The sequence below is a fragment of the Borrelia turicatae 91E135 genome (genome assembly GCF_000012085.2).
Lineage (GTDB): Bacteria > Spirochaetota > Spirochaetia > Borreliales > Borreliaceae > Borrelia > Borrelia turicatae.
Map to the genome: position 1 here is coordinate 153761 of NC_008710.1, position 22541 is coordinate 176301.

Here is a 22541-nt window from a genome sequence, read left to right on the forward strand (position 1 = left end):
TTTAGCTTTTTCCATGACAATTTTTATATTTCTTTTCACTGCCACAATAACAGGGTTCATTCCTCCCAATTTTAGGAGTACTTCTAATTATTTGAACTCCTACTGTATTACCTTTGTCTGCCGAAGCAATGCCCGAAAATTCCTTATGAGTAGCACGAACATTTTTAGGCTTTTTATTTTTATAACCACTAGAATCAACATCAACTCTCACCTGCAAAGTTCGCCTTAAAGTTTCAACCTTAATATCTTTAACAAGCTCACTAAAAATCGCAAAACCTTCTTCCTTATACTCAGTAATTGGATTTTTATTAGCATAAGATCTCAGATAAACCGATTCTCTTAAAGAATCAAGATTTGCAAGATGATCTTGAAACTTAGAGTCAATATTCCTTAAATATTCATGTTTTAAAAATTCATTAAAAAATTCAACTCCAATTAATTCTTCCTTTGCATCTAAATTAGCCCTTGCAATTTCCATTAACTTATTTTTCAAATCCACAATATTCATGGTTTCAATAGAACCAACACTTTCCATCATATAAGCAAAAATTGAATTTATCTCATTTAGTACAGAACTCGTAACTACTTCTCCCTTAACTTGATCAAATAAAAAATCAAGATATTCCCTTAAAGAGAGAAGAACACGTTCCTTAATATTATTATCAACAAGAATTAAATTTCTTTGAGAATAAATAAACTCCCTATGCTTTGTTATAACATCATCGTACTCTAAGAGATGCTTTCTAATCTCAAAATTTCTATCTTCCACACGCTTTTGTGCATTAACTAAGGATTTCGTTAACAAAGAATGCGCAATAGGCTCACCTGTTGCCATTCCAAGTTTTCCCATCAAAGCTCTCAAATTATCGCCCGCAAAAAGCCGCATCAGATCATCTTCAAGAGATACATAAAACCTTGACCGACCAGGATCTCCCTGTCTCCCTCCTCGTCCCCTAAGCTGATTATCTATTCTTCTTGACTCATGGCGTTCACTACCAATAACATAAAGCCCACCAAGAGCTTTTACTTCTTCATAATCTTCAAGATACTGTTCTCTCTCACTTTGCATAGCCTTCTGAAACTCTTCAAGACTCATGCCCGTTCCAAACTTTTTACGAACCCGATGCTCAAGATTACCCCCAAGCTTAATGTCAGTACCACGTCCAGCCATATTAGTTGCAATTGTAACAGAATGTTTTGCTCCTGCTTCAGCAATAATTAACGCTTCACGAAAATGATTTTTTGCATTTAAAACTTCATGTTTAATACCTTTATTTTTAAACATATTTGAGAGAATTTCAGATTTTTCAATAGACACTGTCCCAACAAGAACAGGTTGTCCTTTCTTATAAGCCTCATAAACTTCATCCGTAATTGCTTTAAATTTAAATTCCTCAGTGTAATAAATAATATCATCCTCATCTATTCTTGCTACCAATTTATTAGTTGGAACAACTATAACATCAAGATTATATATTCTATGAAATTCTTTTGCCTCTGTATCAGCCGTACCAGTCATGCCAGAAATTTTTTTAAACATTCTAAACAAATTTTGAAATGTAATCGTCGCCATAGTTTTATTTTCACTTGCAACTTTAACACCTTCCTTAGCCTCAATAGCCTGATGCAATCCATCAGAATATCTGCGCCCTTTCAAAATACGACCTGTAAACTCATCAACAATTTCAACTCCAGAATCCCCAACAATATATTCTCTGTCCTTTAAAAAAAGTAAATGGGCTTTTAATGCCTGAGTCATATAATGAACATAATTAAAATTAGAATCAACATACATAGATCCCTTAATTATGCCTTTTGAAACCAAAATTTGTTCGAGATTATTTAAACCATTTGCCGTAAAAGATACTCTCTTACCCTTTTCATCAATCGTATAATCCCCATCAAGCTCATCGATTTCTAAAGGATAATCTCCAGTTTTTGGATCTTTAGAGCATTCTTTTAAAAGCGAAACAAGAGAATTGACCTCAAGATAAGCACTAGTATCTCCTTCTGTAGAACCTGAAATGATTAAAGGGGTTCTAGCCTCATCTATCAAAATAGAATCAATCTCATCGATAATACAATAATTAAAATTTCTTAAAGATTTTTGAGACAAATCAAAGCACATGTTATCTCTTAAATAATCAAATCCAAGCTCATTATTTGTAACATAAGTAATATCTTTATCGTACTCTACCTTCCGTCTAGCAGAATCCATATTAGACAACACAACACCAACACTAACTCCTAAAAGCTCAAAAACCGGTTTCATCCAATTTGAATCACGCTCCGCAAGATAATCATTAACTGTAACGATAATAACACCATCACCCGTTAAACTATTAAGGTAAGCAGCTTGCACTGAAGATAAAGTCTTACCTTCCCCCGTTTTCATCTCTATTATTTTACCCTGATGGAGCGCAAGTCCAGCAATAAGTTGAACATCATAAGGTCTCTCCTTAAGTCGCCTTCTGGCAGCTTCTCGAGAAAGTGCAAAGGCTCTCTCTAAAATATCTTCTAAAGTTTTACCTTCCTTAAGTTCATCTCTAAATTTTTCTGTTTCCATAGCAAAATCTTCATCTGACAAAGACAATGCCCAAGACTCAAGCTTATTAATAGTTCTCAAAACAGGAAAATAACTTTTTAGATCCCTTTTACTTTTTGAACCAATAGTTGCTTCAAATATCGCTCTTAACATATCAGGTATCAATTCTCCTAAAATAATTGACTTTCAACCATTTAAAATAATAACATCTAAAACATGAAAAAGTTTTATAAAATTCATTTAAATTTACTTTTTATGATTATATCATGTAATATCAAAACTTTAAACGAACTTGGGGAACAACAATTTAAAATACCATTTGGAACGTTACCTGGAGAAATAACACCACTTGTAAACAAATTTACCAATTCAAGCTTTGATATCAAAACATACAATGGACTTGTATACATTGTAGAGGCAAAAGCAAATAAACTCATGATTTTTAATTCTTATGGAAAATTAATTCAAACTTACCAAAATGACATATTCAAAACAAATTCTGACCTTAAAATCAAAAAAGTAGATTTTGAAAATATTAAGGCAATTTATCCATCAAAAGACTTTATTGTAGTATCAGATAAGCTAAATAATAAGAAATCTAAATTTGATGAGAAAGAAAATATAGCATACTCTACACGAATATTTATTTTAAATAAAGATTCATCTGTAGAAGTATTGGGACAAGAAGGACGGAATGGAACACTATTTCCACAAGTTTACGATATCAATATTGACGATAAAAACAACATAGCAATAATAACTATATCTAATGAAGGATATATAATATACTCCTATGATAAAGAGCTCTCACCCCTCTACAAAATTTATGTTAATACAAATATATTACAAATACCGGAAGAAGAGAAAAAAAAATATAACATATCAATAGATAAAGTATTTTTTGAAGTAAACAAAAAAATCATTTATGTAAAGACAACTCACTATGAAAACATTAGAACCAATGAAAACATTAACGACCTTGGAGTGAGGATCAAAAATCAATATTTTTATACAATGCTCTTAAACAAAAATAAGGAATTTGAAATAAAAAATAAAATTACACTACCCCAAAACTTATTAGACGATCAACAAGAAAGTTTTATAAATATCATTGGAATTCAAAAAGATAAAATAATAGCATCCACTAACATGAGGAACCTGTCTAATACTTTAATATGGAAACTGGACAATAAGGGCAAAATAAAAGAACAAATGGTCCTAATCGAACCACCGAACCTTAAATTTCTTGCTGAAAGCCTATCTAAGGATGGAATACTTAGTATACTTTATGGAGAAAAAAGTGGAGTCAGTGTCTATTGGTGGAATTTAAATACTTTACTTAAACTATGAGATAATTAAAAAGCCAACATTTATGAGAAATAAGAATTGCAAAAGTAAAATACAAAATAATCATAAACAAAGACTAAAAAAAAATCTAACTCTGGGAATAATCTTTGTCATCATGCTAATTATTATCAAAATTGTATTCATTCCCAAATTACAAAAATTGGAAAGCAAATACAGACCTACCATCACAATAGAACATAAAATAAAAAATGAAAACCTATATATCAAAATCAATATTAAAAGTCAAAACATAAAAAACTTAGGAAAAGCCAATATAGAAGTATACTTAGATAATAAACTTATTGAAAATAATATGATTTACATAGACAAGATTAACTATACATTATATACTAATGTTGCATACAGGAAAGAGGGTTTATTAAACATAGTGCTAATAAATCAGAAAGGCGATAAGGCATATTTTAGTAAAAGATTAGATCTTGGAGGATAATAGATGTTGCAAATATATTTTATATCTGTTTTACTTAATATCTTGGGGGGGATAGTACTAGCATTCCCAATTCTGGGAGAAAGATTTAAATGTTTAATCATCTTTGAAGAATTTATAAATTTAATTAACAATAACAAAAATGTAAGAAGCATTTTTGGCACAACATTTTTAATAGCTAGCATCTTTGAAATAATCATACCTTATGATTTGCCAATAATTGGAAATTTATTTCCTGCTATCAGTTTATTTTTTATTGGTTTCATTCTCTTCTTAAGTCAAAAGATACCTACAAGCCTTCAAAATAATAAAGAATATGGAAAATTCAAATCTTTAATTGAAAGCAATAAAAAAGTAATAGGAATCTTAGCATTAATTATTGGAATAATCCATTTTTTTGCACCAAGAGTACCTTTTCTTTAAAATTAGCTTCTGACATACAATTTTAATTACAATTCCAAAAAATAAGACAATGAAATAAATCAAAAGGATATTTTAGATAAATATAAAAAAACTAAAATTTTACTGTTAAACTCACCTACATATAAATGTAGTATAATATACAAAAATGATTAAAAATAAAGAAATCATAATAAATCTTAAAAATTTAGAATATAACTTAACCGCAATTAAAAATCATATTCAAAAAAGAGAATTAGTAGCAACACTAAAAGCTGATGCATACGGACATGGACTTATTCAGACATTTAAATTTTTAAAAGAAAAAGGGATAAATTATTTTGGTATTTTTTGGATAGATGAGGCCTTAAAGATTAAAAAAATAGACAAAAGAGCAAATGTATTACTCTACATCAACACAGATAAAAGTGCAATAAAAAATCTAGTTAAGTTTGATATTACACCCTTTGTTGCTGACTCTCAATATTTATCACTAATAGAACAAGAATGTAGAAAACAAAATAAAAAAATCAAGGTTCATTTAAAAGTTGATGTTGGAATGAATAGATATGGAATCAAAATAGAAAATGCTCTTAATCTAGCAATGCAAATTCAAAATTCAAAATTAGTAGAATTTGAAGGAGTTTGCACACACTTACCAACAACAGAAAATAGAAAAATTACTCAAGCACAAATCGAAAAATTTGTTCATTTTATAAACGAACTTAAGACCAAGAATATAAAACCAAAATTCATTCATGCTTCTAACTCAGAACACATAACAAACTATCCAATAAGTGAAAAATTTAATATGGTACGACCAGGACTTATTTTATATGGATATCATCCAAATTCAAATAGCTTAAACAATAATTTACAACTTAAACCCGTACTAAGCTTATATTCAAAAATCATATTTCTTAAAAAGATAAAAAAGGATGAACAAATATCATACTCTGGTCTATTCACAGCAAAAGAAGATATGCAAATCGGACTTTTACCAGTTGGATACTTCGATGGAATTCCACAAAATACATCTAACAATTTTTATTGTATAATAAGAGATAAAAAATGCTTCATTAGAGGAAAAATATGTATGAATATTTCAATAATAGAAATCCCTAAAGATCTAAAAATTAACATAGGAGAAAAAGTAGAAATTACTTCTGAAAGATTAAGCTTAGATATACTTAGCAAAGAATCTGGCATGAGTAAATATGAAATACTTTGCTCTATTGGAAAACATGAGAAAAAAAAATATTTATATTAAATTCCCTAAAGAATCAAACTTTTGAAAATCAACTAAATTTCCTTTACTATCATAAATCCATTTATAAACCGAAATCCCACCAATATCATCTCTTAGCCTTAAATCTGGACCATGATTTGTCTTTTTTGAAATCTTGCCAAATTTATTATACTCATATTTATACACACTAACACCGTGAACATCATCTTGTAACTGGCCTAGATTGCCAAAATTTTTCTGACTAATAAGTCTATTTTGTTTATCATATTCATAAGCATACTCAAAAATAGCACTCCGATCTGCAACCAAAACCCCACTCTTAGAATAATTACTCTTCAAGATCAAATTGCCATTAACATCATATGCAAATTTATATCTAAAAACACCTGCAAAATCATCTATAGGATTATCAAAATCTCCATAATGCTCTTGGGATTTAAGAAGGCCATCATCATTATAAGCATACTTATAAATCATCACCCCATTGGAATCACTAATTAAATTAAAATTTTTATCAAAAAAAAGATTTTCAATTAAATAAAACTTATTATCATACTTATAACTATAAACTGCAATACCCTTAAAGTTATTCATTATCTCATATTTTTCCTCATAACTAGCGGGAATATCACTATTATAATTTTTATTTATTCTATTACTATGATTTATTACCCTTTTTTCATTATTTTGCATATAAAAAATGGTTTTTCTCATAGCATAACCATTCTGACTAACGGTTAAATTATTGTTAGCATCATAATTATACTCTTTATAAAAATAGTCCTTTTCTTTTAAATTATATTCATATCTATATATTGCCACATTATTTTCATCGGGAGTCAAATTATTTTTAATATCATAATTTAAAATTTCAATGAGTTTGCCATCAAAATCATAACGATACGTCTTTATTGCAACAGAAAAAGGGTTTGCATACAAAGAAGCTACCGGATCTAAATATTCTTCCCTTATAATATTATGTGAACTGTCATAAGTTAACCTAAAACCATATATTCCATTCTTAGCCTTAATGTTATAATTGTTATCATCGTAATATAAAACTGTCTTCCTCCGATCAGAATCATCATAAATAATTTTAGTATAATAAACATTATTTAAATCTTTAATTTGAAAACCAACCTCACTAAACCTATAAACATAAAAACTACTATCATCATTGTAAATAAAATGATAATAAGCAATTCCATACTTATCCCTTATAATCTCATTAGATTTATTATAATTAAAAATACTCTTCGGTCTGCCATTTGGAAAATATTCTACTTGCTCAACATAAACATCTTTCAAATTCTTAGCAGCAAAACCTCCATTTAAAAATAATCTCCTTTCTATATCATCAGAATATTCTATTTTGATCTGATTTGCACCAAAAAAAGAAGGAATTAAAATACTAAGTTTGCCAACATAATCAATAAATACAAGCCTGCCATCATCATATGTAAATTTATACCCACACTCTTCTTCCGCATTTTCTTTACTAATCTCATATTTCCCGATTATCCTATAATTAACATCATAATCAGCAAACCTATAATAAATTTCTTCTGAGAAAAGAACACAAGACACAAAAAACATCACCAAAAACATAGTCATTCCTTGATCAATCAACCTTATTTTGATAAATTTATTATACAATAAATTAGTTTAACTAGGAGTTTAAAATGGCAAAAATTTCTAAAAATGCTCAAAGAAGTGGTTCTAAAGAGTTGTTAAGCAGGTGGGGCGGAAAAATTATAATGAAGTCTAAATTTGAAAATGGTAAAATAAAACACTATGCTGAATGTCAAACCTCAAAAAATACAGCAAGAAGACCTAAAGATTTATTTTAAAATTTATTTTTTATTCAATTTATCTTCAAATTTCAACCAAGCTTCATCTTGTTCACTTTTAGTATAAGCCCTATTAAAGGTTGCTTCCTTAGGGGTTTTGCCTTTTCTAACATAAGAACTCCTAATTTGCTCTCTTAGCTCTTCCCTTTGTTTTCGTCTTTTGTCCAGTTGTCTTTTCACTCTTTCATTTGGATCAAAAAGCTCAGCATGATCTTTAACCACAATCTTAGAATTTAATCTAGATAAAGCCTCTTTATAACTCTGCTGCCTCCCTGTTAAGAATAACACAAGCCTCTTTAACAAAGGCAAATCTCTATAAGCAGAATCTAAAAGATTAGATAGGTCAACTTTATAAATCTTATAAAGTGGTAAAAATGTATTACTATTTTTAAAATATTTAGCAGCTTCGGTTTTGATTATATCCTTAAGATGCGTCTGAATATTCTGTGTTTTAGAAACTCGTTTATAATGCGAAACAATAAAATCAAGAAATGCGACCTTATTTTTTAAACAATAATCATTTATATCATAATTAGCAATAAATTCAATCAATGTCTTTTCAAGACCTTCTTCTGTTAAAATAGTAGAAGAATTCTTCCCACTATTAAATACTTTCACAAAGTCATTTCTCAACTTATCCCTAATATCAACTAAAATTTGATCGAATTCCTTTAAAAACATAGAATAGGCACATGGCTTATATAAATACATTCCGGATTTAATACTAAATATTTTAGGTAACGAACCCTTAATGCTAGACTCAAAAAAATATTCATTAGCCGTCTTTAAAAAATATTCAGAATCAGATAATACCTCAGCATGCTCTTGAAGAATATTTTTAAATTCTTCTATATTAATAAATCTCGGTTTAAACTCTATTGTTTTTTCAATTGATTTCAAAGTTTCATCAATCTTAATGCTTTCTAAATTTTTAAGTTCTTCTAAGTTTTTCTCATTAGTAATATAAATATTCAATACTTCTAAAAAAGTAAAGTAATGTTTAGAAATATTAACGCCTTTCTTATTTAAAATTTCTTCCTTATTTTCTAAAATTCCTAAAAGCAAATTATAAGCAACTCCCACACCATTAATACCCTCATCTAACATTCGATCATACTCACTAAGCTTTACATTTTTAGCTCTCATAAAAACATCTTTAACTATTCTGTTAGAAGCAATCCCGAATAAAATTCTCTTCATAAATTCAATAAAATATAAGGCTTTTCCTGATGGAATTATTAAAGAATCCAACACAAATATCTTTTTTGATGAAGAATTTTCTTGAAAATATTTAAGATTAATGTCTGAATTTGAAAGAATGACAAACTCTTTTTCGAAAACCAATAAATTTTTATCTATATTCTTAATTGTAAGTAAAGTACTAAAGAGTTCTATTCCCACATAATGCTTTAAAAACAAATCCTCGATAGCATAATAATAAAAATCATAACTATTTTCATCTGTTATTATTATTTTATAAGGTACCATTTCTCCATTGGACGTTGACTGATTAATAATAATTCCTCTCTTAACCTCATAAAGCTTGCGAAATAAAAAATCCAATTCTCCTTTAAGAGCACGAATTTTAACAGAATAATCTTCGATAAAATTAGCATAATCTATAATATTGTGCTTATGTTCCAAAATAATCCTTAAAATCATTTTTTGAGTATCTGAAGAAATCCCTATTTGAGAAATCAAAATATCCACTTCTTTATCATTGAGATAGAAAATTTCGGGTAATTTTTTCATCTTATATTTCCAAGCTCCTCATATACAAAACAATAATAACATATAATAACATATTGACAAATTCAATAGAATTAAAAAACACCAAATAAAAATGAATTATATAAAATATACAAACATAAAAATAGAATAGCGGGTCCTCTGCTAAAAGCTCCTCTAAATCTCACTATGAATAATAACATTAAAGATACAACAAACATGATACTAAAATCAGCCAAATAAATATCACTCATGAGTACTGGATTTACAAAACTACTACTAGACAAAATAAACCCAATATTAAATATATTACTTCCAATGATATTACCAAGGGCAATATCTGACTCCTTTTTAATTACTGCAAAAAGAGAAACGACGATCTCTGGGATGCTGGTCCCAAAAGCTACAAAAATAATTCCAATTACTTTCTCACTAATATTAAAAACATTGTGTGCAATGTATATTGAACTATCTATTAACAACTTTGAACCGAAATATAAAAAATATATACTTAATAATAAGAGCAAAGTATTTAAAAATAAAAAATTAAACCCATAATTACAATTAAAATTTTCTAAATTTTTTGGAACAGAATTATATTTTTTCTCTTCTTTGTAAAATAAAAATAGATATGATAAAAATAAAATTAAAATCACCAATGAACTGGTTCTATGATAAGGTACCTTAAAAAAAGACAAAGTACCAAAATCAAAAGAAAACAATAAAAGAAGAAACATTAATAAAAATAAAATTATAAAAGAAAATTTGAGTCTCTTAAAATCAGTTTTAATCCTTAAAAAAACCCCTGTTAAGGGAAGTGCAAGCAACATATTAATGATATTACTCCCAATGATATTAGAAACAATAATTTCATTTTTACCCTTAAGAGATGCTATTAAACTTGTAAAAAGCTCTGGAGAACTTGTTGATAAGGATACTATTACAACACCGATTAAAAGATTAGGAACTTGAAAATAAGTAGCAATGTTAACAGAACTATTTAAAAGATAATTCCCACCAAGATACAACAAAAATATACCAAATATTACACAAAAAAGATGAATATGTGCCAAAAAATCTCCTCCCACAAACATATTAAGAAAAATTTAAAAATTCGCTTAAATCACTCTTAACCATATAGTAAATATTAGATGCATTCCATAAACTAAAGCCATTACCTAAAGATTCCTTAACGCCTCTTAATTGATGAAAAAAATATTTTAAATAAACTTCTTTACTCACACGGCGTTCAGAACCAAGCAAAAAAGCTTGAACATAAGGTCTAATTATAACCTTACCCGAAGAAAATACAGCCGCTCTATTACTTCCTTCCTTATAAATTTTATAAGCTCTCGTAGTATAGTATAACTCATTCTTTAAAAAATCATTAGTATAATGAGAAGGATAGAACATTGGAGAAATAACATCAACATAATCCGCAATCATAGAAATATTTTGACCAATACTATTTGTAATAAACCATCCATTATTTCCGTAAATGTCAATAGAAATAGGAATAGAAATATTTTTTCTAGCCATAATTAAAAAAGATTCAAGAGCATCAATCGCGCGCATCTTATATTTATTAAATCTTGAAGTTATAAGAGACACAGGCCCATCTGTTGGAAATCTAATATAATCAAACTGAATCTCATCAACTCCAAGAGACTGAATTTCTTTTGCAATAGATAAATTATAATCCCACGTACCTTGCAAGAAGAGATCTACCCAATGTTCCTTTTGAACAAATTTAAAAGAATCACCATGCTCAACCTTTACAAGGTTTGCCCAAGGCTGATTGGTCTTCTTATTCCAAAGAGCATACTCATAATTATTATAAAAATAAAGTTTAGCGTCTTTAAACACAACAACTCGTGCAATAACATATATTCCAAGTTCCCTTGCTTTATTTAAAATATAAGGAACATCTATCAAATTCTTAACAGCCTTTATCTTGTTTGGCAAAGCTAATTTACTTGCATAAGTTAAAATACCACTATCATCTTTAAAGTCAATAATAACAGCATTCATGCCTAATCTTTTTATAAACTCAAATCTCTCATCAATAGCTGTTTTGCTTCGAAGAGTGTAAGCCGTTAAATAAATTGACCCCTTATTAGAAGCAAGATGCATTCTTTCTAATTTTTCAATAGAATTTTCTCCATACACAGAAAATTGACCATCAAAAGTCCATTTGCCATCAACATAGGAATAAAAATGATTATCATAAGTTCTAACTAAAAGTTTTTCTATTTTTGCATCCGATAAATCAATAATACGCACTATCTGTTTTTTAAAAGGAAAGTCCAACTTCCTAACAACCCCTAGAGTTGTATTAATTAAAATAATATCCCCATAAATTCCACAGGAAAAGTACAACTCATTTGCATTGTTTCTTGAAAACTCTATTGCACTAACCATATCATAATAACCAGCACCCAGATATGTCTTAGAAATTAAAGAATTTAGGCTCTTAAAATCCAAATTATCATTAACACTTAAATAAATTCCACTATTAGAAGTACCAACAGCAATACGCTTATATTCTCCTCGAGATAATGCACTTGATGTAATGTAAGAATTTTTATTAAACTTCTCATTGTCAACTAATTTTATAAAACTTTTAAAATAATTATGAGAAACATAAACAGAGTCATTAGTTGTCAAAAGGGAATTTGAAGAATAAAAATCTTCATAAATAGAAGTTATTCTCTTAGACACAGGTCTTGCAAACGGATATATCCATCTGGTCTCTAGCCCCTTAGGTTCAACCTTAAATATCACATCATTATGTTTTTTATATAAAGCACCTTTATTAATAAAAAATAAATCACTATTCTTAAAATATTTGGTCTCATCTAATGAATGCAAATGAAAACACAAGAAAAAATAAGAAAACAACAAGCAAATTATATACAAAAGCATTATACATGTATTAAGTTTCATATAAATAACATCCAGCCTTTTTTAAAATAAACTTAAAAATAAATATTAAAAAACAAATATCATTTTAACAAATTATTGAAGTTCCTATTAAGTTCTTCCATAAAGTTTTGTAATGTCACTTATCTTTTTGCTTAAATCGTCACTCAAATCACCACTTAATATTCTAAAATTGTTAAGCATTGCATCAGATATATTCATACTAAAATCAGCTACCAAATCAAGATAATCTTTCATTGGAATTATTACACTATTTGCAACACTAGCCATCGCCCCCCTTATCATATCCCAAACAATAGCATTTTCACTAGTATTGAAATAATCAAAAATATATTTTTTATGCTCATTATCAACAGAGTTAATAAATCCACGAATAGTATTACTCTCATGAGTACCTGTATAAACAACACAATTTCTTATATAATTATGGGGAAGATATATATTTGCGGAATCAAAATCAAATGCACATTGCATCATTTTAGTTCCAGGAAAACCAAAATAATCTCTTAACCTAAATGTATCTCCACGATCTTTTACAAGGTCTTCAACCCAAATTTCTAAGTCATTAATCTCATTTAGAATCTGTTTAAAAAAATCTTTCCCAGGACATTTTACCCATTGTCCACCAAATAACAAAGATTCTTCTGCAGAAACCTCCCAAGTTGATACAAATCCTCTAAAATAGTCGATTCTAACAATATCCACATATTTACGCAAAAAATCAATACGATTAATCCACCATACATAATCATCTTTTCTTAAAGCTTTCCAATTATAAGCTGCATTACCCCAAAGATATTTTTTGCTAAACAAGCAATCAGGAGGTACACCCGTTACCTTATCTTTACTTGCATCAAACCTTAATTTAAAATATTTTTGATGCGCCCAAACATCAGCAGAATCATAAGACACAAAAATAGGAATATCACTTACTATTTTAATTCCAGCATTATTAGCATATTTTTTTAAAGCTTTAAATTGTGAAAAAAAGAAATATTGTAAAACTTGTTGAATATTGATCTCAACCTCAAGTGTCTCTCTAAGCTTAGCTAAAGCCTTAGCATCCCTTTTTAAAATTTCTCTACTAAATAAAAGATTAAAAGCCTGTGAAGATTGAAATTTAGAATAGTACTCTTTAAAAGCAACAAAACTTGAAAAATCTAAAAGCCAATAAGCAGCTGATTTTTTAAACTTTTCAAATGCATGAATCTCATCAATTGTTGCCCTGTGCAAAAAATTCAAAGCAGCATTTCTTAAAATAACTTCCTTAGCTTTTAACTTATCATAATCAACATATCTATCTTCCAAGCATTCAAAAGTGCCTAAGTCTATATCAATAAACCTATCAATAGCATTCAAATCAATATAATTGATATTACCAGCAAATGCAGAATAACTTGAATAAGGAAACTCCAAAAAACTAGGAGGCGAATAAGGCAATATCTGCCAATAACCTTGTGATGAATCGGCAAGAAAATCTATAAATTTATATGCCCCTCTTCCTAAATCACCAATACCGTATTTAGATGGCAGAGAACTAATATTTAGCAAAATTCCACTTTTTCTTTTCATTTTTTATACCTCAAAACAATTGACTATTTAATTAATATCTTAAAACAAACGTTCACATACAATCATTATAACTAAAATGTAAAACTCACAAAGCATTATTCAAAAGATTTAATGAAATATTTTCAAAAAACATAATCTCAATTATGATATAATTCGTTAAATGAATATTAAAATTGTTATATTACTATTTTTAGCAAATACTCTAGCATTTTCATCTGAAATATTAGAATTTAAATACACTAAAGGGGCTAAATTCAGAATAGAAACTACAGATAATCAAGAAATTTACCTAAACGGAAGATTTAACTCAAAAACCAAAACTAATATCCAAGTCTCAAGCGAAGTAAAAGATGTAAAAAACAATTTTGCAGATATCAAATCTTACTTTAGAGTGTTAAAAAGAGATAATGAGAGCGACGTTTACTTACTTAAAGAAGAATTTGAAGGAAATTTTAGCATAAACAAACAAGGCGAATATAAAATTAATAATGCTCAAAAAAGACCTTCTGTTAGAGGCATCCCAAGATTCCCAAAAACACCCATCAAAGTAAATGAAACTTGGACATATCCAGCAGAAGAATATATTCAAGCATCTGAGATTTCACAAGAAATAAAAGATTTTGTTACAAAATTTGATGTAAATTATGTGTACAAAGGCAAAGAAAAAATAGATGGTAAATACTACGACATAATTCTCTCAAATTATAAATCTAAATATAACGTAAAAAACATATTATTCTCTCAAAAGGTTAACCAAATAATTTATTTCGACTCAAAATTAGGAAACATATATAAATATAACGATACATATGAATTTCAAATGCAAAATGATAACAATAATATCAAAATGACTGGAAACTCATTTGGGAAAATAATCTCTATTGAACTACCAAATGACAACATAATAGAGCATGAAGTTAAAGAATATATTAGCACAAAACAGATAGACTCTATTAACATAGAGAAAAACGAAAATGGTATCAAATTAAGCTTAGATATTGAATTTTACCCTGATTCTTTCCAAATCATTAAAAAAGAATACAACAAACTAAAACACATAGCCAATTTATTAGAAAAGTTTAAAGACAACAATATTCTAATAGAAGGACATACAGCAAAGTTTGGAACAGAACAAGAAATGCAAGAATTGTCTGAAAAAAGAGCTCATTCAATTGGAAACTATTTATTAAAAATGAAAGTAAAGAACAAAAACCAAATATTTTTTAAAGGATGGGGTGCCAAAAAACCTAAGTATGCAAACTCATCTCCTTTAGCATCAAAAAATCGAAGAGTAGAAATTACAATTCTAAACAATTAAATATTAAATTGATCGCTTGCCCTTTTTTTCTTTTTTAGTCTGACAACTTATACATAAAAATGCATAAGGAATAGCCACAAGTCTTTCTCTTGTAATACTCTTATCACATGCCAAACAATTACCATAAGTATTTTGGGAAATTCGATAAAGCGCCTGATTTATTAAATGCAGTTTTTTTTTCTCAACTGAACTTAAAGCTTCAAGATTATTTCCATCCATATTGTCAAATGCAATATCAATTATGTCCTTTAAATGCATATCATTATTAATGATCTCTCTTTTACTATCCTCAACAGATCTTATAGAATTTAATATTTCTTTTTTTGATTCTAAAAGAAAATTTCGCATCTTTTCAACAAATTCATGCTCAAAATTACTTTTCTGCATGATATTACCTCCCTATAATAAATTACAATTTTTAAAAAACTCCGTGTAATTATATAAACAATCCCATATAATGTAAACTAGTACATTAATTTTTAATAAAAAATAATTGCAATGATATTCCTAATTGTGTACAATTTATTCTGTTACATAAATAACAAGGGGGCATTTTGAACACTAAAGAAGAAGCTATTGAAACTGAAGGTATTGTTAAAGAATCTCTACCTAACACAATGTTTAGGGTAGAACTTAAAAATGGGCATTTAGTTTTAGCTCATCTATCTGGAAAGATGAGAAAACATTTTATAAAAATAGTTCCTGGAGATAGAGTGAAAGTTGAGCTATCACCTTATGATCTTACAAAAGGGAGAATAGTATATAGAGAAAAATAACTACTTATATCAAAATAATTTAAATCAATTAATAGATCGATCTTACTTTATATTAAACTATCTTTAACAGATACAATAAAGTTTTTATAAATCCATCCCTGAAGTCCATGACTTGTTTGAATAAGAACAAAGTCATCTTTTCTATTAAGTACATAAACACTTATATTCCCGTTTAAGAATCGCCAGCTTCTTGAAAAATTATCAGGAACTTTATAAAGAGAAACTAGATCACCTTTAATAATTCCAATCTCAGACTGCTGGTCAACATAAAAGTAATATGTTTGAAATAAAGTAAAACACGTTACAGATAAAAGCAAGAATAAAATAATTCTCTTTAAATTTTTTGCATAAAATTTATAAGAAATAATCACTATTAAACTATTTATTAAAATTAAACTAATAATAAAAAAAATATTAGACCAAACAAAACTATTGTTTCGAATATTTTCATTAACTCCATTCTTAGCCTCAATAAAATCAATCACCTTGTAAAAGGTATCATTACTTGGTGAAGTAAAAAATGCCTTATAAGCCGAATAAATTGCATCAAAATATCTATCCATTTTATTCAAAATGAGAGCTCTGTTTAACCACAGTCCTGAATAACTTGGATTCTTTTTAAGAATATTATCAACTCTATTAAGAGCATTATCATAATTTTTTGATTTATAATCTTCAATTAAATCATTTATATTATCTTCTGACAAAGAACCATCGTTCATAGCATTAAGACTAACAGCAAGAGTTAATATTAAAATAACTAATCCACAACCTGATGCAATAAAGAACTTTTTATATCTAATAAAAACAGCTAAAGAAAATAAGATTCCTGGTATCAAAATTAAGTAATAAACGGGAACAAAGAATAAAAAAGTTTTATTTCTATGTTTTAAAATATCATGGTATGAAAGCAAACTAAAATCTGACAATAACTCTTGACCAGAATCATTATTATTTTTAAATTCCCCATAATATTCATATTTTAGTCGTTTACCATCAAGTTTATAAACCTTTCCATCATCAGGATTTAAATAAGTAAAATCACCAATATTTAAGAATAAATTACCCTTATTATCTGGTTTAAGAGTATATATCTTAGATATACTGCCCTTATACCCATCTTTTGAGGGTTCAAAATTATAATTTTTTTTATTATAAATAACTTTAGAGTTATAAGTTTCAATTTCTGGAAAACGAATATGTGGAAGATTACCTTGCCCTGTAATTTTTATTAAAACAGTAAAAGTATCTTGATTAATTAAAGTTGAATTAGGAAATTCATAGTCAATTTTAAAAGTTCCAACGGCTAAAGACTTAACCTCATCAGGTATTGGTTTTATTTTTAAAGAAATACCAGGACTCATACGGGCAACATTTTCACCTATATTAAAAGAAACACTAGGAATAACAATACCTTTTGAGCCTCTAAGAGGGGTTAAGATAAAGTTATAAAGGGGTACATCCAATATTTCTTTACTATTAAAAGTCCTATACTTAATATTTTCAAATATAGGGGTTCTATCAATCATTGCATCTTTAACAGCGTTAAAAGAACTGGCAATAGACTTCAAATTGTTATTCACAAGCCAATTGACACGCAAAACAAACCCAATACTCTGATACTCATAAATTTCTTCTTTATCAAAATCCCAATACAATCTAACTGGCAAACCAAAAAACTGGGACTCATCTTCTTTTAAAACAACCACTTCAAACTCTGAACTTAAATAAACTTCACCAAGATAAACAATTTTTAATGAAGGAATCTTAACAAATCCCAATTTATCAAAACCATATTCAATTTTTATTTCTGTAACAATATTATTTCCATCTGGTACCTTTGATATCGAAGCAATTTCGGTGTTATCTTTTATATCTTTACTTATTTCAAACTTTAATGACGACTCATCAATATCTTGGGATAAATTTAATCTAATCACATGAACAACCTTAGATCCTTGAAGGACCTTAGTTGATACTAAATAATCGGTACCAGATAAAGAGTAAATTTCAAAATTTATAAAAAATAAAACTAAAGATATCACCAATCTTCTCGTAAAAACACAGTTTGTTCTTCTGACCTTGTTACCCATAAAACCCTCTCAAGATTTTCAATATACCTTAAAAAATTTTCATTGTTCTCAATAAAATTTTGACTTCTCTTAACACTTAAACTATCTAAATCATCTGGAATACTTCTTTTTTTAATTATTGCAAGTTCAAGATTATATTTAGCATTATAACTTGCAGGATTGATCCTTAAAGCTTCCTTAAATGCCACCTCTGCTTTTCGGTAAAGTCCTTGATTATAGTATATTATACCCTCATTATAGTTTATATTAAAATTCAAAAAGGAATCATTATCTCTTTTTGCATAAGAAAACATCCGAAGAGAGCTTTCATACTCTCCTAAAGAATAATATACAATCCCAAGATTATAATAACCCCAAGACGTACCTTGCTTATCATCTACAAGATCATAATAAGTGGAAATTGCACCCTGATAGTCGCCTCTAATATATTCATAATTACCAATGGCCATAAGAGACATAGCTCTAATATTAGAACAAGATAAAAAGGATGCAAACATCAAACTCATTAAAAAACAAATTAAAAAGTTTCGTCCCATTTAATGACCTTAACAAATAGATACAATACTATAAATAAAAAAGAGATAGCTAAAAAAAGCTTATATCTTAGAATACCAATAAGCAAAATATCACTTGAACTTTTTTTCATTATATCATTCCTTATCTCATTAATAACATAATTAGTACCTTTTAAATATAAATTATAATAAGAACCCTTAAGAGAAGACGTTAAAAGATACAAATTATCCTCATCAAGCACAGCTTTCACTACATTGCCATCTTTATCCTTAACACTTAAATTATTATCAATCAAAGGCGATGGCTTATCACTTCCAATACCAACTACAAAGCTTGTAACATTAAGTGCATCAATCAACTTAGGAAAAGTATAATAATTATTCTCACCCCATTCATCTCCATCTGTTAAAATTATCAAAAAATTATAATAAGAATCATCTTTTATTCCCTGTATGGCACTAAAAACTCCTTCACCTAAAAAACTACCAGGAGAACTTATTAAGTTAGGCTCAATATAATTTAATATCTTATGCAAGCTAGCTTTATCCTTAGAAAATGGCAACACTAACAAGGATTTACCTTTAAAAATAGTAAGCGAATACTCAACATTCTCAAAATTATTTAAAATCAAACTAATAAAATTCTTAGCACTCTCAAGTCTGTTAATCGATTTTTCTTCATCAAAGGTTAACATACTACGAGAAATATCAACAACAAAAGATATCCTTAAATTTGATCTTTTATCCTCAGTAGCTTTTTGCCCCCAAGAAATATCCAAGATAGAAACAATTAAAGAACCCAGACTCAATACAAAAAAGAACATCATAAGAATTTTTTTTATATAATAATTTTTAATGTAAGCATTATTAACATACATAAGACTTAAAGTCTTAAACAATGGAAGCGCTTTTCTAAAATTATAGATATATAAAAAAAGAACTAAAAATAAAATTATAAACAAGTAAAAAGCATAATAATTGCCTATACTCATAACACCTCTTTTAAAAAGACCTTAGACAAAATGAAGTAAAGGATTAATAAGAAAAATATTACCAATAAAAATTCATTGTAAATATCATCATTATCAACCGCGATTTTAACCTTTCTCTCCACATTTTCCTTTTTCGAAAAATCCTGTATTGCAAGTTTAAATGAAAAATCATCACCTACAGAATAAAAAAGTCCTCCTGTTTTACCTGAAATCTCAAAAAGCATACTGGGATCATAAATCTCTCTTAAAGTCCCTTGATAAAACCTGCCAGATCTCAATTTAAAACCAACACTAAGCTCTTCACTACTACCAATTCCAATAGAGTAAATTTTCACATTTAATCCTTGAGCAAGATTTATTACCTGATCCTTATAAACTTCATCTGAATTAACTACCCCATCTGTTAAAACAATCACTGATCTCTTAGGCGCTTCCGAATGCTTTAAATGAGAAAGGGCAATGGAAATACCAAGTCCCAAAGCAGAACCATTTCCAAGATCCATAATATAAATATCGTCTAATTTTTTAGAAAAAAAATCTCTATCAATTGTAAGTGGAACTATTAAAGAAGCTTCCTTAGCAAAAGCTACCAATCCAATATTGTCATTTTCTCTCTGATAAACAAAATATTTAATCAATTCTTTTGCAAATTCAAGTCTATTTTTAGATGAAAATTCAATAGCACCCATGCTAGGAGATATATCCAAAACAATAACAATATCAGCTCCACTACTAAGATAAGTCGTTTTCTTCTTCGAAATAGAAGGACCTGCTAAGGTTAAGATCATAACTGTCATTGCTAAATAAAAGAAAGCATAAGTTATAAAATATAACAAATTCAATCCATAATCCCTTAATTTTATAGAACCAAGGTTTCCATAAATAGATATTGGAAATTTAACTTTTCCTCCTCTACGCTTAAAAAAATGGCCAAAATAAATTATGAATGGAAGAATTATAAGTAAAAATAAATATAAAGGCTCATTAAATGTTAACATTATCACCTCTATTAAATTCTTCAAAATTAAAAGCTGCTTCCCTTAAATCATCTAAAACAAGTGATAGATTTCCACCTGATAAATTCATCCCACTAAATTTACTAAAATCAGAAAGTCTAAGCATATTAACAAAAGTTGAACGAATTTCATAAGGAACGTTAAAATTTTGCAAAATTTCAGAAATTTCCGTCGTAGTAATTGCATTAAAATCAAAACCTGTTTTTTTAGATAAATAAACCCTTAAAGATGAATTCAATAAATTATAAAAAACAACATGTTCTTCGTCACTCTTAATATAATTAGACAAAATAATCATTTGTTTCTGAAACACTTTATAAGGTTTTCTTAAATTATGCTTCATTATTAAAAACACTAATAAATGCTTGACAAGCTTCAAAAATTTAATAAAAAAGTAAGGAACTACTACAAGGGCTAAAATAAAAATAACAAGATACGTACTTGTTCCTGGAAGAAAAAGCACTCCCTCTATATCTTGAATTTTAAGAACATCATCATCTGCAATTAACTTACTAGTATTTATTTTGACATTATTGAGAATTAATTTAAAAGATTTATCATTGCTGATAATATCTCCAACATAAATACGCGGAAGAGTATTGCTTCCGACATAAAACGAAACAAAATATATTATTACCTCGCCGCTCTCAGGCCTGTAAAGAAGTGAATTAACCTCAACGAACTCATTTTTAATTTCCTCAAATTCAGCAGGGATAAATTTTTCATTTTCACCAAGAATTAATGAAAATTTAAGCTCAACAGTATCTCCCACATAATAACGAGTTGGAATAAATATCTCATTTTTTATCTCATAAGAAAACAAATAAAAAGACAAAAAAGACATGATAAAGACAATTATGTTTTTCAAATATCATTCTCCTTTTTTAAAAGAGCTTTTAGCTTTCTAAAAACATCATCTTTCGTACTAATTTCTATAAAATTAATACCTCTTTTTATGCATTCTTTTCTCCATTTGATTTTATCTAATGTCCAATAATTTTTATAACTATTCAATATCGTTTTACTAAATCCAGAAGTCAAAAAATCTTCACAAGTTTCAATATCTTCATAAGTTAAAACTCCATATTGAGGAAGATTTTCATCAAAAAAATCTGTAAGCCTTATTGCAATAATATTATGACGTTTACTAAGAACAGTTAAAGATTTAAAATAATCACTGGCTTTAAAATCTGAAATAATGATAATTAAAGATCTTTTCTTATAATATTCAGCTGTATTTTTAAATACATAAGTTAAATTACTTCCCCTCTTAATCCGCCTATTTATTGTCTCATTTAAAATTCGTCCTAAATGTGAATGCCCCTTTCGAGATGAAATAAACTTATCCGTTTCACTTGAGAAAAAAGTTATACCTATCTTATCATTATTAAAAAATGCCATATGAGCAAAAATAGAAACTAATAAATCTTGAATTTCTTTTTTACTAGTCAAGCTTCCCAGACTCATTGAAAGAGAATTATCAACAAGCAAATGAAGATTCATTCCCTTATCTTCTCTAAAAACCTTAGAGAAGATACTATCTGTTTTCGAACTAACATTCCAATCAATCAATCTAGCATCATCCGTCTCCTCATAAGGTCTAAACTCATGAAATTCAAGACCAAGACCCTTAAAAATAGAACGATATCCACCAAAATTAAGCTCCAAAAGCATTTTTCTGGAGAAAAATTTTAAAGCTTTTATCTTATTTTTAGTGCTAGCATTTGATTCATTATCATATTGCATATGA

Annotated in this window: 20 protein-coding genes; 7 read left to right on the plus strand and 13 right to left on the minus strand. The window is 27.9% G+C overall.

Annotated features, from left to right (window positions below):
* Position 1: 1 nt before the first annotated feature.
* Positions 2-2698 (minus strand): preprotein translocase subunit SecA, encoded by a 2697-nt coding sequence (gene secA, locus BT0_RS00750; RefSeq protein WP_041178419.1) that lies wholly within the window; start codon positions 2696-2698, stop codon positions 2-4.
* 63 nt (positions 2699-2761) lie between these two features.
* Here secA and BT0_RS00755 point away from each other — a divergent pair, with 63 nt between their 5' ends.
* From BT0_RS00755 to alr, 4 genes are all read left to right on the plus strand, one after another.
* Positions 2762-3895 (plus strand): LIC_12708 family protein, encoded by a 1134-nt coding sequence (locus tag BT0_RS00755; RefSeq protein WP_011772113.1) that lies wholly within the window; start codon positions 2762-2764, stop codon positions 3893-3895.
* A 112-nt stretch (positions 3896-4007) separates the two neighbouring features.
* Positions 4008-4343, plus strand: coding sequence for a hypothetical protein (locus BT0_RS00760; RefSeq protein WP_236842840.1), 336 nt, complete (start codon positions 4008-4010; stop codon positions 4341-4343).
* A gap of 3 nt (positions 4344-4346) precedes the next feature.
* Entirely contained in the window at positions 4347-4763 is a 417-nt protein-coding gene (locus BT0_RS00765; RefSeq protein ID WP_011772115.1) for a hypothetical protein, read from the plus strand.
* A 145-nt stretch (positions 4764-4908) separates the two neighbouring features.
* Positions 4909-6009 (plus strand): alanine racemase, encoded by a 1101-nt coding sequence (gene alr / locus BT0_RS00770; protein WP_011772116.1) that lies wholly within the window; start codon positions 4909-4911, stop codon positions 6007-6009.
* Here the strand turns inward: alr and BT0_RS00775 are convergent.
* A complete protein-coding gene (locus tag BT0_RS00775) occupies positions 6001-7596 on the minus strand; it encodes a membrane protein (RefSeq protein ID WP_041178420.1) in 1596 nt (531 codons plus the stop codon). The genes alr and BT0_RS00775 overlap by 9 nt on opposite strands.
* Positions 7597-7670: 74 nt before the next feature.
* Here BT0_RS00775 and BT0_RS05900 point away from each other — a divergent pair, with 74 nt between their 5' ends.
* Positions 7671-7838 (plus strand): hypothetical protein, encoded by a 168-nt coding sequence (locus tag BT0_RS05900; RefSeq protein ID WP_011772118.1) that lies wholly within the window; start codon positions 7671-7673, stop codon positions 7836-7838.
* A 3-nt stretch (positions 7839-7841) separates the two neighbouring features.
* On the opposite strand, the gene BT0_RS00785 is transcribed toward BT0_RS05900, so the two are convergent.
* The 4 genes from BT0_RS00785 to malQ all read right to left on the minus strand — a co-directional run bounded on the left by BT0_RS00785 (position 7842) and on the right by malQ (position 14081).
* Positions 7842-9590 (minus strand): hypothetical protein, encoded by a 1749-nt coding sequence (locus BT0_RS00785; protein WP_011772119.1) that lies wholly within the window; start codon positions 9588-9590, stop codon positions 7842-7844.
* 71 nt (positions 9591-9661) lie between these two features.
* Positions 9662-10660 carry a calcium/sodium antiporter gene (locus tag BT0_RS00790; RefSeq protein WP_011772120.1) on the minus strand — a complete coding sequence of 333 codons (999 nt, stop codon included), beginning with the start codon at positions 10658-10660 and terminating at the stop codon, positions 9662-9664.
* A 1-nt stretch (position 10661) separates the two neighbouring features.
* Positions 10662-12512: a putative glycoside hydrolase gene (locus BT0_RS00795; protein WP_011772121.1), complete on the minus strand. Its 1851-nt coding sequence runs from the start codon at positions 12510-12512 to the stop codon at positions 10662-10664.
* A gap of 87 nt (positions 12513-12599) precedes the next feature.
* Positions 12600-14081 (minus strand): 4-alpha-glucanotransferase, encoded by a 1482-nt coding sequence (gene malQ, locus BT0_RS00800; RefSeq protein WP_011772122.1) that lies wholly within the window; start codon positions 14079-14081, stop codon positions 12600-12602.
* Positions 14082-14241: 160 nt separating this feature from the next.
* On the opposite strand from malQ, the gene BT0_RS00805 reads away from it, so the two are divergent.
* Positions 14242-15399 (plus strand): OmpA family protein, encoded by a 1158-nt coding sequence (locus BT0_RS00805; RefSeq protein WP_011772123.1) that lies wholly within the window; start codon positions 14242-14244, stop codon positions 15397-15399.
* 3 nt (positions 15400-15402) lie between these two features.
* Here BT0_RS00805 and BT0_RS00810 read toward each other — a convergent pair whose 3' ends face one another.
* Positions 15403-15786, minus strand: a complete 384-nt coding sequence (locus tag BT0_RS00810) for a TraR/DksA family transcriptional regulator (protein ID WP_011772124.1) — start codon at positions 15784-15786, stop codon at positions 15403-15405.
* A 167-nt stretch (positions 15787-15953) separates the two neighbouring features.
* Here BT0_RS00810 and infA point away from each other — a divergent pair, with 167 nt between their 5' ends.
* Positions 15954-16175, plus strand: coding sequence for a translation initiation factor IF-1 (gene infA / locus BT0_RS00815; protein WP_011772125.1), 222 nt, complete (start codon positions 15954-15956; stop codon positions 16173-16175).
* A 47-nt stretch (positions 16176-16222) separates the two neighbouring features.
* Here infA and BT0_RS00820 read toward each other — a convergent pair whose 3' ends face one another.
* Genes BT0_RS00820 through BT0_RS00845 form a run of 6 tightly spaced genes read right to left on the minus strand, consistent with a single transcriptional unit; the run spans position 16223 to position 22537 of the window.
* On the minus strand, positions 16223-18268 hold the full coding sequence (locus BT0_RS00820; RefSeq protein ID WP_011772126.1) for a BatD family protein: 2046 nt from the start codon (positions 18266-18268) through the stop codon (positions 16223-16225).
* The gene (locus BT0_RS00825; protein WP_011772127.1) at positions 18217-18804 is read right to left on the minus strand and encodes a tetratricopeptide repeat protein; all 588 of its coding nucleotides are present in this window, start codon (positions 18802-18804) and stop codon (positions 18217-18219) included. The genes BT0_RS00820 and BT0_RS00825 overlap by 52 nt, the downstream gene beginning before the upstream one ends.
* Complete coding sequence (locus tag BT0_RS00830; RefSeq protein ID WP_011772128.1) at positions 18786-19775, minus strand: vWA domain-containing protein; 990 nt, start codon at positions 19773-19775, stop codon at positions 18786-18788. Before BT0_RS00830 ends, BT0_RS00825 begins: the two co-directional genes overlap by 19 nt.
* The gene (locus tag BT0_RS00835) at positions 19772-20773 is read right to left on the minus strand and encodes a vWA domain-containing protein (protein ID WP_041178422.1); all 1002 of its coding nucleotides are present in this window, start codon (positions 20771-20773) and stop codon (positions 19772-19774) included. Before BT0_RS00835 ends, BT0_RS00830 begins: the two co-directional genes overlap by 4 nt.
* A complete protein-coding gene (locus tag BT0_RS00840) occupies positions 20760-21659 on the minus strand; it encodes a hypothetical protein (protein WP_011772130.1) in 900 nt (299 codons plus the stop codon). The genes BT0_RS00835 and BT0_RS00840 overlap by 14 nt, the downstream gene beginning before the upstream one ends.
* Positions 21656-22537, minus strand: a complete 882-nt coding sequence (locus BT0_RS00845) for a DUF58 domain-containing protein (RefSeq protein ID WP_011772131.1) — start codon at positions 22535-22537, stop codon at positions 21656-21658. The genes BT0_RS00840 and BT0_RS00845 overlap by 4 nt, the downstream gene beginning before the upstream one ends.
* Positions 22538-22541 lie beyond the last annotated feature (4 nt).